This is a genomic window from Dietzia maris (genome assembly GCF_036287335.1).
GTDB classification, from domain to species: domain Bacteria; phylum Actinomycetota; class Actinomycetes; order Mycobacteriales; family Mycobacteriaceae; genus Dietzia; species Dietzia cinnamea.
Window position 1 is genome coordinate 527,654 of record NZ_CP143053.1, and the last position, 13,445, is coordinate 541,098.

10 protein-coding genes and 1 tRNA gene are annotated in these 13,445 nt (G+C 72.2%); 1 reads left to right on the forward strand and 10 read right to left on the reverse strand.

Features of this window, described 5'->3' with window-relative positions; translation table 11 throughout:
- Genes VYL96_RS02390 through mbhE form a run of 6 tightly spaced genes read right to left on the reverse strand, consistent with a single transcriptional unit; the run spans nucleotide 1 to nucleotide 5,863 of the window.
- Complete coding sequence (locus VYL96_RS02390; protein ID WP_131885799.1) at nucleotides 1-351, reverse strand: cation:proton antiporter; 351 nt, start codon at nucleotides 349-351, stop codon at nucleotides 1-3.
- 5 nt (nucleotides 352-356) lie between these two features.
- Nucleotides 357-629: a monovalent cation/H+ antiporter complex subunit F gene (locus tag VYL96_RS02395; RefSeq protein ID WP_061227546.1), complete on the reverse strand. Its 273-nt coding sequence runs from the start codon at nucleotides 627-629 to the stop codon at nucleotides 357-359.
- Complete coding sequence (locus tag VYL96_RS02400; protein WP_329438685.1) at nucleotides 626-946, reverse strand: Na+/H+ antiporter subunit E; 321 nt, start codon at nucleotides 944-946, stop codon at nucleotides 626-628. The genes VYL96_RS02395 and VYL96_RS02400 overlap by 4 nt, the downstream gene beginning before the upstream one ends.
- Nucleotides 947-954: 8 nt before the next feature.
- Complete coding sequence (locus VYL96_RS02405) at nucleotides 955-2,466, reverse strand: proton-conducting transporter transmembrane domain-containing protein (RefSeq protein ID WP_131885801.1); 1,512 nt, start codon at nucleotides 2,464-2,466, stop codon at nucleotides 955-957.
- Nucleotides 2,463-2,795, reverse strand: coding sequence for a sodium:proton antiporter (locus VYL96_RS02410; protein ID WP_131885802.1), 333 nt, complete (start codon nucleotides 2,793-2,795; stop codon nucleotides 2,463-2,465). Before VYL96_RS02410 ends, VYL96_RS02405 begins: the two co-directional genes overlap by 4 nt.
- On the reverse strand, nucleotides 2,792-5,863 hold the full coding sequence (gene mbhE / locus VYL96_RS02415) for a hydrogen gas-evolving membrane-bound hydrogenase subunit E (RefSeq protein WP_131885803.1): 3,072 nt from the start codon (nucleotides 5,861-5,863) through the stop codon (nucleotides 2,792-2,794). The genes VYL96_RS02410 and mbhE overlap by 4 nt, the downstream gene beginning before the upstream one ends.
- Nucleotides 5,864-6,071: 208 nt before the next feature.
- Between mbhE and VYL96_RS02420 the strand changes: the two genes are divergently transcribed.
- Nucleotides 6,072-7,550: a hypothetical protein gene (locus VYL96_RS02420; RefSeq protein ID WP_131885804.1), complete on the forward strand. Its 1,479-nt coding sequence runs from the start codon at nucleotides 6,072-6,074 to the stop codon at nucleotides 7,548-7,550.
- A 109-nt stretch (nucleotides 7,551-7,659) separates the two neighbouring features.
- On the opposite strand, the gene VYL96_RS02425 is transcribed toward VYL96_RS02420, so the two are convergent.
- The 4 genes from VYL96_RS02425 to VYL96_RS02440 all read right to left on the reverse strand — a co-directional run bounded on the left by VYL96_RS02425 (nucleotide 7,660) and on the right by VYL96_RS02440 (nucleotide 13,435).
- Complete coding sequence (locus VYL96_RS02425) at nucleotides 7,660-9,750, reverse strand: acyl-CoA dehydrogenase family protein (protein ID WP_131885805.1); 2,091 nt, start codon at nucleotides 9,748-9,750, stop codon at nucleotides 7,660-7,662.
- Between the two features lie 110 nt (nucleotides 9,751-9,860).
- Nucleotides 9,861-9,934 (reverse strand) — tRNA-Pro (locus VYL96_RS02430).
- Nucleotides 9,935-9,986: 52 nt separating this feature from the next.
- Nucleotides 9,987-10,970: a metallophosphoesterase gene (locus VYL96_RS02435; protein ID WP_131885806.1), complete on the reverse strand. Its 984-nt coding sequence runs from the start codon at nucleotides 10,968-10,970 to the stop codon at nucleotides 9,987-9,989.
- A gap of 86 nt (nucleotides 10,971-11,056) precedes the next feature.
- A complete protein-coding gene (locus VYL96_RS02440) occupies nucleotides 11,057-13,435 on the reverse strand; it encodes a transglycosylase domain-containing protein (RefSeq protein WP_131885837.1) in 2,379 nt (792 codons plus the stop codon).
- Nucleotides 13,436-13,445 lie beyond the last annotated feature (10 nt).

A 13,445-nucleotide genomic window follows, 5' to 3' on the forward strand; every position in this document is an offset into this window, starting at 1 on the left:
TCACCCCTCCTCGGCGATATCGTCGTACGCGGTCCGCGGGTCGAGTCGGCCGTCGGCGCGGTAGGCGGCCCGGGCGAGGGTGATGGAGGCGACCGTGGTGACGACCACCGTCGCGCCGAGCGCCACCAGTGCCATGAGGGTCGCCATCCAGCTGAACCCGGTGGTGAGCTCGTGGACGTACGCCGACAGGATGAACAGCATCATCCCCAGGCCGGTCGCCACCGACAGGATGTTGATGCGGGTCAGGGCATCGCCGGCGCGCGACATGGTCACGGCGGCCACCAGGAAACACAGCGACCCGAGCAGAGCCAGGACGCCGATCAGCAGGTCCGTGATCATCGAGGAGTCCATCGCGATCACCGCTGTCCCCGGGAGAGCAACCGTGCGAGCGCGACGGTCGACAGGATCCCGATGAGGGAGCCGAGCATGACCACGTCCAGCGCCACCGCCGACCCCTGGCGGATGACGAACAGGACGAACAGCGCCACCGCACAGAAGTAGCTCAGATCGGCCATGACGGCGCGGTTGGCGTCCCCGGGCCCGCGCACCGCCCGGACGGCCGCGACCACCATGCTCGCGACGACGATCACGGTCGACGCCCCCAGAAGAACCGTCAGTAGCGGACTCACGCGTCATCACCTCGCAGGACGGACAGCACCCGGTTCTCCGTCTGACCGAGCAAGTCGATCATCTCCTCCCGTGGACCGCCCAGCACCACGTGGACCCACATCTCGTCGTCGCCGATGACCGTCACGAGAGTCCCCGGGGTGACAGTGATGGCCCAGGCCAGCGCGGTGATCTCCACGTCGGTGCGGCAGCGCATGGGGTACCGCACCAGCACCGGGGTGCCGATGGGACCCGGGGTGACGGCCTCCTTGGCCAGCGCCCACGACGACAGGACGACGTTCCACAGCAGCCAACCCAGGACGAGCGGGGCGCGCAGCACACGGCGGATCACGAGACGCCCCCGATCGTCGACTCCGTCATCGCACCCGGCCCGTCGAGAACCGCCGCGACGTACGCGTCGGTGTTCACGAGGCCGGCGACCGCCCGGTCCACCTCGGGCGCGACCACCCCGTAGCCGAGGAACAGTGCGACCGAGACGGCGGCGAGTGCCCCACCGGGCACGAGCAGTCCCGACGGAACGCGGCGGGCCGGGCGCCCCTCGTCGTCGTCACTCCCACCCCACATGGTGCCGCGCCACAGCCGGAGCATGGCGACGAGGCCGATGAGCGAGGCGACGAGGACGACGACGACGGTGACGACCCCCCATGCGCCGCCCGCCCCGAGGGCGGCGTCGACGACCTCGAGCTTGCCGATCAGTCCCGAGGTGGGGGGCAGTCCGACGAGGGCCGCGATCGCGATCACGATGAGGACGGCCAGCGGCCGCTCGCGGTACCACAGCCCGGACAGCCCGCCGAGTTGCCCGCTGCGGTAGACGTGCTCGGCGGCGCCGAACAGCGTGACCAGCGCGCCGATGGTCACCATGTGGTGGATCATGTAGACGATCGCCCCGCCGGGGGCTTGCGCGACGGCCAGGGCGGCGAGGATGACGCCGACGCCCGAGACCATCTGCCACGCGAGGATCTCGCGGACCCCGACCGGGGAGGCCGAGGCGACGGCGCCCCACAAGGTGGTCACGAGCGCGAACACCAGCAGGACCCGCCCCCACGCGGGGTCGAGGTCGAACACGGTCGCCCAGATGCGGATGACCGCGTAGAGGGCGACCTTGGTGTGCAGTGCCGAGAACAGCGCCATGACGCCGGAGGAGGTCCCGGGGTAGGCGCGCGGCAGCCAGCCGTGGACCGGTACGGCACCGGCCTTGATGCACAGCGCGATGAGCACGACACCCACCGCTGCGGCGACGCGTCCGTCCTCCTGCGCGGCACCGGCGAGGACGGCGAGATTGACGCTTCCGGCGGCGGCGTACACGAACCCTACGCCGGCGAGCAGCAGCGTGGAGGTGAGGAGATTGATGACCACGAACAGCCGGCCCACGCCGAGGCGCCGCCAGGTGCCCGTCATGGCGATGAGCGCATACGACGGCAGCAGCATGACCTCGACGAAGACGAAGAGGTTGAACAGGTCGCCGGTGAGCAGTGCACCGTTGGCGCCCGCCAGCAGCAGCAGGGCGAGCGGCGCGAAGTAGCGACTGCGGCCGAACTCCCCGGTCAGGTCGCAGAAGACCAGTGACGCCAGCGCGACCACACCCGTGGCGACCAGCATGAGGGCGGTGAAGGAGTCCGAGACGAACGGGATCGCCACGCCGGGGACGAACCCGCCCACCGAGCCGGCGATGACTGGCTCGGCCCGGTGTTGCACGAGGAGTGCGACACCCGCGACCGCGGTGGCCGCAGGAACGGCCAGGGCCATGAGTCGCCCGGCCGTACGCGACGGCAGCATCGCGGTCACGGCGGCGGCCATCACCGGGATGGCGGCCAGCAGCGGCAGCAGCAGGGCGGTCACGGCGCGGGCTCCTCACCGGTCGGCGGGACATTGTGGGTGTCGTCGTCACGACTCACCACGGCGAGGGAGAGCATGAACACCGTCACCGCGAGGGTGATGACGATCGCGGTGAGGACGAAGGCCTGGGGGAGCGGGTCGGCGGAGACGTCGAGCCCGTTGACGCCCTCCAGCGGCTCGGCGCGCCACGCGGCGACCCCCGCGCTGAGCAGGGTGAGGTTGACGGCGTGGCTGATGAGCGCGAGCCCGAAAACCACGCGGACCATCCCGCGCTGCATCATCAGGTAGACGCCGCCCGCGGTGAGGACGCCGATCATGATCGCGATGGTCACGGGGCGACCTCCTCGACGCCGCGGCCCTCGCCGCGATCCCCGTCACGATCCCGGCCGGGGCTCGCGTCCTGCCGGGCCCGGCGACCGCGCGCGCTCACACGCCGACCGGTGTCGGGCTCATCCGGGCCGGGGACCACCTCGATGGGTGCGCGTCCCGCGCCGAGCGTGTTGAAGGCGGTCATGACCAGACCGAGCACGCCGGCGAAGACGCCGAGGTCGAAGATCAGGGCACTCGAGAGCTGCTGTCCCGCCACGTACCAGTGGGCGGGCTGGAGGAATTGCCCGAGAAAGTAGCCACCGATGCCGGTGAGACCCGCGACGACGAGTCCGCCGCCGATGAGCGCGACCGGCGTGGACGGCCGGCTCACCGGGCGGTCCGACTCGCGGGCGAGGTAGATCAGCGCGAACGCGCACGCGGCGACGAGGGCGGCGATGAACCCGCCACCGGGCTCGTTGTGGCCGCGCCACAGCAGCATGATCGAGACCACGGCGAGGATCGGGGTCACGCCCCGCGCCAGCAGCTTCAGCGGCACGGTGTTGCGGGTGGCGTCCTCGAGCGCCTCCGCGGCGGTCCCGGTGCTCTGCACGGTGCCCGGCAGCGGCTCGTCGGCGGGCGGCGGGTCGATGGCCAGGGCGGTGGCCCGGACCGAGCCGAGGACCCCGAGGATCGCGATGCCGGCGACGCCGAGCACTGCGACCTCGCCGAAGGTGTCGAGCGCACGGAACTCCACGAGGATCGTGTTGACCACGTTGCTGCCGCCGGTGATCTCCGGCCCGTTCTCGAGCAGGTACATGCCGACCGGGGACCGCTCGCGGCGTCCGGTGAAGACGAGGACGCCGATGGTGGCCGTGACACCGGTGAGCACGGCCAGGACGATGGCAGCGGTGTTCCGGGGGCGGGAGGCGGCGATGAAATCGCGGGGGAGGCGCCGCAGGACCAGCACGAACATGATGACGGTGAGGGCCTCGACCAGGAGCTGGGTCATGCCGACGTCGGGTGCCCCGAGGCCGAAGATCTGGATGGTCACCGCGATGCCCACCGCGGACAGCAGCACGGCCGCGGCCAGGCGGGAGTTCGCGGCGCACAGCCCGAGGACGCCGACGATCACGACGATGAGCAGGACGACGTCGACCGACCTGTCGAGGCCCCCGACGCGCGGGGGGATCGTCGTGCCGGTGGCCAGTGCCCATCCGCCGACCCCGACCGCGTAGACGGTGAGGACGGCCAGCAGCGCGCCGACGTGGCGGGCGGGCGAATCCGACTCGGTGGGGCGCACCAGAGCCCGGCCCGCGCGGGCGACGGCCGAGGTCAGGGCCTCCAGCACGGACGCGCCGCTGAACGGCAGCAGCTCGCGGTCCAGGAGGCGGTCGACCGCGCTGCGGCGCCACACCAGCAGGGCTCCGACCACAAGGATCAGGGCGGTGAGCCCGACCTCGAGGGTGAGCCCGTGCCACAGGACGAAGTGGGCCTCGAAGTGCAGGTCCGCCTCGTCGGCGCCGGCGGGCAGGCCGCGGTACTCGGCGAATCCCCGCTCCACCGGCTGCCATCCGAACGGCCCCGCGGCCGCCTTGGCGACGGCGGTCATGGGCGCGTCGAAGACGCCCACGACCAGCGCCAGCGGCAGCCCGATCGCGGCGGGCAGGGCCGCCGGCAGCCACAGGCGGGCCGGTGCCTCGTGGACCTCCGCCACGTCCTTCGCCGGGCGCGAGGGATCGCGGTAGGCGCCGAGGAAGCCGCCCAGGACGATGCGCGCGCAGTAGAGGAAGGTGAGGATCGCCCCGATGACCGCGCCGGCCAGCAGCGCGGTCACCGCGACGGGCTGCCCGCCGGCGACGTCGCCGAACGCGATGAGCATGGACTCCTTGGACACGAAGCCCAGCGTCGGCGGGACGGCGGCCATGGCGGCCGCGCCCAGCACGGTGGCGCCGAACGCCCACGGCATGCGCCGCCACAGCGGGCCCAGGTCGCGGATGTCGCGCGCGCCGGCCTCGTGGTCGATCACGCCGACCAGCATGAACAGGCCGGACTTGAACAGGGCGTGGGCGACGGTGTGCAGCGCGGCGGCGGCGAGCGCCTCCTGTGTTCCCACGCCGATCGCCGCGGTGATCCAGCCGAGCTGGCTCACGGTGGAGTACGCCATGAGCTGCTTGAGGTCGGTCTTCTGTAGCGCGAACACGGCCGCCATCACGGCCGTGCCCATGCCCACGGACACGAGCAGGGCGTTCCAGACGGGGACGTCGTGGAAGGCGGGGGAGAAGCGCATGAACAGGAAGATGCCGGCCTTGACGACCGCCGCGGCGTGGAGATACGCGCTCACGGGGGTCGCCGCGGCCATGGCGTCGGGCAGCCAGAAGTGGAACGGGAACTGCGCGGACTTGGTGAACGCGGCCACCGCGACCGCCACGGCGACCGCCGCGGTGAACCCGGGATCGGTGTACCAGACGTCGTGGGACAGGGCCTCGGAGATCGAGGTGGTGCCGGTGCGGATCCACATGGCCACGAGCGCGCCCAGCAGCACCAGCCCGCCGACGACCGTCACGGTGAGCGTGCGGAAGGCGGAGGCGTACGCGGGGCGGCCCGAGTTGGCGATCAGCGCGAACGACGCGAGCGACGTGAGCTCCCAGCACACGTACAGCAGCACCATGGAGTCGGTGAGCACGAGTCCCAGCATCGAGACCGTGAACAGGGTCATGAGCTGGAAGAAGCCGTAGTGCTGTGGGCCGCGCGTCCGGGCCCGGCCGTCGCCGTGCGCCTCACCGCCGGACAGGTACGACGACGAGTAGATCAACACCACAGCGCCGATCACCAGCGCGAGCATCGCGAAGAGCAGCCCCGTGGGATCGGCGAACAGATCCAGGGTCCAGTCGCGGGCGGGCACCCAGGGGATGCGCACGACCTCGGTGGGCATCCCAGACAGGGCCAGCGAGAGCGGCGACAGCAGGGCGAACGCACCCAGGAGGTAGAGCACCGCGAGCGGCCATCCCGCGCCACGTCCTAGCCACCTCGTGAGCGGCCACGCGAGGAGCGTCGCCAGACCTGCCGAAGCGATCGCGAGGACGGGGCTCATGGCTCCTTCCTGCGCGGCGCGGTAGAGGTCGCTGTGCGGCGGGGTGTGCGTGAGGGCTGCGGTGGGCTCTCGGGTGAACTCTCGGGTGAGGTCCACCGTGAGGGGGACGCGGTTTCCCGGGGAATCCTACCAGCCGCCTCGGACACCGATACGGGGGCATGCCGAGTGACCTGCGGGAACCCGCGCGCCACCGGATTACGATCCGGCCATGACCACCTCGGATTCCCCCTCCGGCCCCTCAGCGGACACCGACGTCCTCCCCCCGGTCGGTGACCCCCCGTCCGCCGACGGGCGCGGGCCGGGCGGCGCCGCCGAGCCCGAGGCCGTACCCGCCCCCGCGCCCGCGACCGGGCCTGCGCGCGGGCCGGGTCCGTTCCGCCGGCTCGCGGGCCTGGTGCTCGTCATCGCACCACTGGTGCTCGCGGCGCTGTGGGCGGTGGTCGGCCCGACGCCCCAGCAGGAGGAGGCAGCCCCCGGGGCCGGCGGGCCCCTGCGCTCCGCGCTGTCCGAGGCGTCGGCCAACTCGTCCTTCACCGTCGCCGGGGCCGAGCAGCTCCGCTCCGGATCGGCCGAGCTCGCCGCCGGGGCCGGGCAGCTCCGCGACGGCTCGGCCGAGCTCGCCGCCGGCATGGAGCAGCTCCAGGCCGGGATGGGCCAGGCCGGCACGGGCGCCGACGAGGTCGCCGGCGGGGTCCGGCAGGTCGTGGGCGCGGTTCGTGGGGTCGCCGTGATCCAGGGTCAGGTCTCCACCGCGATCGAGGACGCCCTGTCGCGCCTGCAGGGTGACGCCCCCGAGGTGGTCCAGGCCCGCAACGCGCTCATCGGCCTGCGCGACCAACTCTCCGCCCAGGGGCTCGACCAGAACACCCTGAGCAACCTCGACCGTCTCGACTCCGGCGCCGCCGAACTCGCCCGCCAGCTCTCCCAACCCGGGGCGGACCTACGCGACGGCGTCTACGAGGCCACCCGCGGCGCCCGCGAGCTCGCCACCGGGGCCGGCGAGCTCTCCACCGGCGCCGACGCCCTGCGCGACGGCGCCTCGAGCGTCGCCGACTCCGCCGGCCGCACCCAGGACGCCATCGGCAGGACCGGGCGCGCCCTGGCCGCCGAACAGGGCGAGGCCGCACCGGCGGCAGCCGCGGCCGCCGACGACGCCCAGCGGCGCACCTCCGCCGGGATCCTCGGCGTCGCCGCCGCCGCGGTCCTCGGGGCCCTGCTCGTCCAGCTCGTCCGCCGGCCCGGCTCGCCGCGCGCCGAGTCCGTCCTGGCCCTGACCCTGCTCACCGCGGGCCTGTCCGCGTGGGCGCTGGCCACCGCGGAAGGCATCTCCGCGGCCGCGGTGGCCGCGGTCGTGGCGGTGGTCGCCCTCGTCGTCGTCGCCTCCTCCGCCCTGTGGCGCGCACTGGTCGCGGTGCTCGGCGCGTGGCCAGGACGGATCGTGGCGGCCCTCCTCGCGGCCGCGTCGGCCAGCGCGGCGTGGTGGGTGTGGGTCGCCGGCGGCGCGCCCTCCGCGCTCGTCACCGCGACCTCCGCCACCACCACGGGGCAGGCCACCGCCGCGCTCGACGCGCTGCTGCTGGCCGGCCCCGCGTCAGTGGCGTGGACCGGCGCGGCTGTCCTGGCGGCCGTCGCGGTGTGCTCGCTGCTCGCGGTGCGCCTCGCCGGACGGCCCCGGGACCGCCGGTAGGTCCCGCGCCGCTGCGGCCCCGGGCCCGCCGCAACGAGAAGAGCGTTCCGCACGCCTCCCTCGGGAAACGTGTGCGGAACGCTCTTCTCGATGAAGGGGTCGCGCGAGGTCAGTCGGCCAGGCCCGCGACCTCGTGCTCGTCCGCCGGCTCATCGGTCAGCGTGTCGACGCCGCCGTCGGTGAGCATGGGGACCTCGAACACGAACTCGGGGATCGCGAACGCGTCGACCAGCGTGCGCGCCCGACCGGCGAGCTTCGTGCACAGGCGGTTGCGCGCCGCGGTGGCCGCCTTGGTGCGCTCGGTGGTGAGACGGTTGTGCTCGAGGAACCAGCCCTTGTCGGCGTCGACGATGTCCAGCACGTACAGGTCGCACAGCATCCCCAGAACCTCCTTGGCCTCCGGGTCCTCGCAGGCGTCCACGGCCTCGGCGAAGCGGGCGAACACCCAGCTGTCCATGTGTGCGCGGCCGGCCTGCAGGAGGTGGTCCTGCGCCGAGTTGAACACCTTGAACGCAGCCGAACCGTCCTCGCCCTGCGCCTTGCGCAGCCGGCGGGCGACCGTCTCCAGCAGGTGCTCCTCGCGGTCGACGAGCAGCTCGAGCTGGTTGCCGCGGTCGAGCAGATCGGTGTGCTCACGGTCGGTCACCGCGTCGACGAGCTTCTGCCACAGGGTCGAGGCGCGGGCCTTCTCCTGCACCACGTCCACGGCTGTGCCCAGCGCGAACGCCACCGTCTCGCGCTGGTCCATGTTCCCGAACTCGGACGCGTAGGCGGTGAGCAGCTCCTTGCCGACGAGCTGCGTGAGCACCACGTTGTCGCCCTCGAAGGTCGAGAAGACGTCGCAGTCCTTGCGCAGCTCGGTGATGCGGTTCTCGGCCATGTACCCCGCGCCGCCACAGGCGAGACGGGCCTCGACGATGGTGTCGTTGGCGAACGCGGTGACCGTGGCCTTGATGCCCGCGGCGTGGGTCTCCATCTCACGCCGCTTGACCTCGTCGAACGCCTCAGGGTTCCGCTCGAACTCGTCGAGCTCGGCGATGATCGCGTTCTGGGCGCACGCGTAGGCGAACGCGCGGGCGACCCGCGGCATGAGGCGGCGCTGGTGCTCGCGGTACTCGAGCAGCGGGATACCCTTGCCGGTCTCCGGGTGGTCGAACTGGCGGCGGACCAGCGAGTACCGCACGGCCATCGCCAGCGCGGTCCGGGCCGCGGCGCCGGAGGCCGCCCCCACGGAGACGCGCCCGCGGATGAGCGTGCCCAGCATGGTGAAGAAGCGGGCCCCCACCGAGTCGATGGGGGAGGAGTACGTGCCGTTCTCGTCGACGGCACCGAAGCGGTCGAGCAGCGCCTCGCGGGGCACGCGCACGTTGTCGAACCAGATGCGGCCGTTGTCCACACCCTGCAGGCCGCCCTTGTGGCCGTGGTCGGTGGTCCTCACGCCCGGCAGGTCGTTGCCCGACTCGTCCCGGATCGGCACGAGCAGGCAGTGCACGCCGTGGCGCAGCTCCTCGCCGTCCTCGTGGGTGATGAGCTGCGCGAAGACCGCCGCCATCCGGCCGTCGCGGGCCGCGTTGCCGATGTACGCCTTCTCGGCGCTGGGGGTGGGGGTGTTGACCACGAACTCGCCGGTTTCCCGGTCGTACGTCGCCGTGGTCTCGAGGTTCTGCACGTCCGAGCCGCCACCGATCTCGGTCATGGCGAAGCAGCCCAGCAGGTCGAGGGACATGACGTCGGGCAGGTACTTCTTACGCGTCTCGGCGTTGCCCAGGTTGGCGATCGCGCCGCCGAACAGGCCCCACTGCACGCCGGCCTTGACCATCAGCGACAGGTCGAGGTGGCCGAGCATCTCGAACGACGTCAACGCGCCGCCGGTGTCACCAGTGCCGCCGTCCTCCTCGCGGAAGCCGAGCTTGGGCATCCCCGAGTCCGCCAGCCGCTGGAGCTGGGCGAGGACGTGGTCGCGGTGCTCCTCCATGGTCAGCCCGATCGGATTGAGCATGTCCAGGGTCATGGAGTCGCGGGTGAACTCGCGCGCGTCCGCCCAGGTCCCGTCGAGGACCTTCTGCAGTGCGGCGGCAAGGGTCGGGTCCCCGGCGCCGGTGGTGGTGATGCGGCCGAAATTGGGGTGCACCGGCGCGCCGTTCTCGGGCGCGGAATCCCCGGAAGTGGCGGCGTTCTGGACGTCGGTCTCGGAGGTCATGCCACGAGAATACGGAGTGTCGTCCGCGCTGTGCACCGGTAGACCGCCGCCGCGCGGCCGGGAATGAGCTGAGGGCCCGGACCACTGACGTGATCCGGGCCCTCCCATTGTCGGGGTGGCGGGATTTGAACCCACGGCCTCTTCGTCCCGAACGAAGCGCGCTACCAAGCTGCGCCACACCCCGGTCGACAACGAGGATTACTGTAGCGCCCCGTGGCCGGAATCGCGAAACCGGGTCAGGCGGGCAGGGGCACCGTCTCCCGCTGCGGGGTTACCGGGACCTCGGATCCGCCGTCCCCACCCCCGGGGACGGCGACCAGTTCGAGCAGGGTGGCCTCCGGCCGGCAGAACGTCCGGATCGGTACATACGGGGAGGTCCCGAGGCCGGCGGACACATGCAGGACCAGGTCCCGGCCCCACGCGGAGAGGCCCTGGGCCCGCGAGCGGTCGATGCCGCAGTTGGTGATGATCGCGCCGGTGGGCAGGCAGAGCTGGCCACCGTGGGTGTGTCCGGCCATCGCCAGGTCGTACCCGTCGGCGTCGAACCGGTCGAGCACGCGCGGCTCGGGCGAGTGGAGCAGCCCGAGCCGCAGATCGAACGCCGGCCCGGCGGGTCCGGCGATCTCGTCGTAGCGGTCGCGGCCGATGTGGGGGTCGTCGACGCCGGCCACCAGCACGCGCCGCCCGTCCACCGCGATCTCGGCGCGGCGGTGGGTGGCGTCGACCCAGCCGCGCTCGGTGAAGGCGGCCTTGAGGTCACGCCACGGCAGGGGCACGGCGGAGTGCTTCTTGGCGCCGAGCCCGATGTAGGACAGGGGGTTCTTGGGCACGGGCGCGAAGTAGTCGTTGGAGCCGAACACGAAGGCGCCGGGTCGGTCGAGCAACGGGCCGAGGGCCTGGACCACCGAGGGCACGGCGCGGTCGCTCGAGAGGTTGTCGCCGGTGTTGACCACCATGTCCGGCTGCAGCTCGGCCAGCGAGGAGACGAACTGCTGCTTACGCCTCTGGCCCGGCATCATGTGCAGGTCCGAGATGTGGAGGATCGACAGGGGCTCGGAGCCCGGGGCGAGCAGGGGCAGAGTGTGCCGGCGAAGCGTGAAGGCGTTGCGCTCCCAGCCGCTGGCGTAGACGGTCCCGGCCACGGCGGCACCGGCGAGGACGGCGGCCGCACGGGCGGGGGAGGTCGGCGAAGCCTGGTTCTTCCGTGTGGGACGACGCATCTTCCCAGACTACCGACGCCGCGCGGGGCCGCCGCCGGGAGCGAGCCCGCGTGTGGCAACAGGGAGCGAGCCCGCGTGTGGCGCGGCTACCGCGGCGGCGAGATGGTGATGGGTGCCAGGCCGGGCACGTTGAGGACCAGGGGCTGGTCGCCGACCGCGGCGCCGGGTCCGGTGGCACCCTGTCCCGAGGCGCCGGAGGTCCCGCCGCCCCCGCCCGATCCGTCGGACACGCGCAGGGTCACCTGGGAGCCGGGGATGCCGGTGCCGCCGTCGAGGCCGATGACCGTGCCGTACGGGCGGCCGGTGCCGGAGACGAACTGGGTGTTGACGGTGAAGCCCGCGTTGGTGAGCAGGGAGGTGGCGGCGGACTGGCTCATGCCCTCCACGTCCGGGGTGCTCTCGCCACTGGTCCCGGCCTCGTAGGCGGGGTCGGGCGCGGGCAACTGGACCGGGCCGTAGACGTCAGCGATGGGGGAGAAGGCCGAGAACCAGGTCTGCGCCGGCTCGAGGCCGCCGAAGAGGTTGCCGTAGGAGCACTGGCGCAGCGGGCTGGTGCACAGCTCGGTGGTGGTGGTGCCGTCGTTGAAGGCGTAGACGGCCGCGGCGTAGTGGTTGGTGAAGCCGAGGAACGCCGATGAGCGGTTGGCCTCGGTGGTACCGGTCTTGCCGGACATGGGGCGGTTCCAGCCCGCGCCCGCCGCGGCACCCGCGGCGGTGCCGGCGCCGACGGAGTCCTTGGACATGGCGACGGCGAGGGTGTTCGCGAGCCCCTCCTCGACCACCTGCTCACACTGCGGCTCGTTCAGCTCGACGGGCTTTCCGGTCCGGTCGGTGATCGACTCGATGGGGCTGGGAGGGCACCACACGCCGCCGGACGCGAGGGTGGCACCGACGTTGGACAGTTCCAGCGCGTTGACGGCGGTGGGCCCGAGGGTGAACGACCCGAGGTTGTTCTTCTTGATGAACCCGCTGATCGAGTCGCCTCCGGCCGCGGTGCCCTTGCGGTCGTACGAGCGCATGCCCAGCCGGACGGCCATGTCGACGGTCGGGGCCACGCCGACGTCCTTGATGAGGTTGACGAACGTGGTGTTGGGGGACTGGGCGAGGGCGTCGGGCACCCGGAGGGACGCGGGGTACGAGCCGGCGTTCTCCACGCAGTACTGGCCGGCCGGACAACCCGCCGCGCCGCCCGAACCGAGGCCCGCCACCTGGACGCGGCGCGGCACCGGCAGGGAGGTGTTGGTGCCCATGCCCTTCTCCATCGCGGCGGCCACGGTGAAGACCTTGAACACCGAGCCCGCACCGTCGCCGACCAGCGAGAACGGCTGCGGCTGGACGGTCTGGCTGTCGCCCAGCTCGAGGCCGTACTGCCGGCTGGAGGCCATCGCGACGACCTTGTGCGCGTCCTTGCCGGGTCGGACGACGCTCATCACCTCGGCCACGCCCTGGGCGGTGGGGTTGCCGTAGGTGTCGACGGCGCGCTGGACGTTGTCCTGCACGGTCGTGTCCAGGGTCGTGCGGATCGTGTAGCCGCCCTGCTCGACCATCTCCCGGCTGAGCCCGTTCTCGTCGAGGTACTGCAGCACGTAGTCGCAGAAGAACCCGCTGTCGCCCGCGGTGATGCACCCGCGCGGCAGGGAGTTCGGCCGCTCGAGCACCCCGAGCGGCTCGGCCATGTACTGCTCGCCCTCGGCGGGGGTGATCGCCCCGGTCTGGACCATCGTGTCGATCACCGTGTCGCGGCGCTGCTTGGTGTCCTCGGGATTGGTGAACGGGTTGAAGCGGCTGGTGGACTGCACCATGCCCGCGAGCATCGCCGCCTGCGGGACCGTCAGGTCCGCGGCGTCGACGCCGAAGTACGTCTGGGCGGCCGTCTGGACGCCGAACGCGCCGTTGCCGAACGAGACCAGATTGAGGTACTTGGTGAGGATCTCGTCCTTGCTCAGTTCCCCGTCGAGGGTGAGCGCCATCCGGATCTCTTTGATCTTGCGGGCGAGGGTGGTCTCCACGGCGGCACGACGTTCCGCGTCGTTCTCGGCGGAGACGAGGAACTGGTAGTTCTTGACCAACTGCTGGTCGATGGTCGACGCGCCCTGCTCGACCTCTCCGGAGGTGGCGTTGGTCAGGGCCGCCCGGATGGTGCCCCGCCAGTCGACGCCGTTGTGATCCGCGAATCGTCGGTCCTCGATCGCGATGATCGCGAGCTTCATCTGCGGCGAGATCTCCTCGCTGGGCACCAACACACGCTGCTGGTCGTAGAGCCACGCGATGGGCTGCCCGCCGGCGTCGGTGACCGTGGAGATCGAGGGCAGGTCGCCCTTGATGAGATCGGCGGACGTCCCGGCCAGGGAGTCGGCCATCTTGTTGGACGCGAGACCGGCCGCGCCCGCGATGGGGAACAGCGAGCCCGCCGCCACCACCCCGGCCGCCACACAGGTCGCGACCAGCTTTCCCAGCGAACTCATAGCCGACACG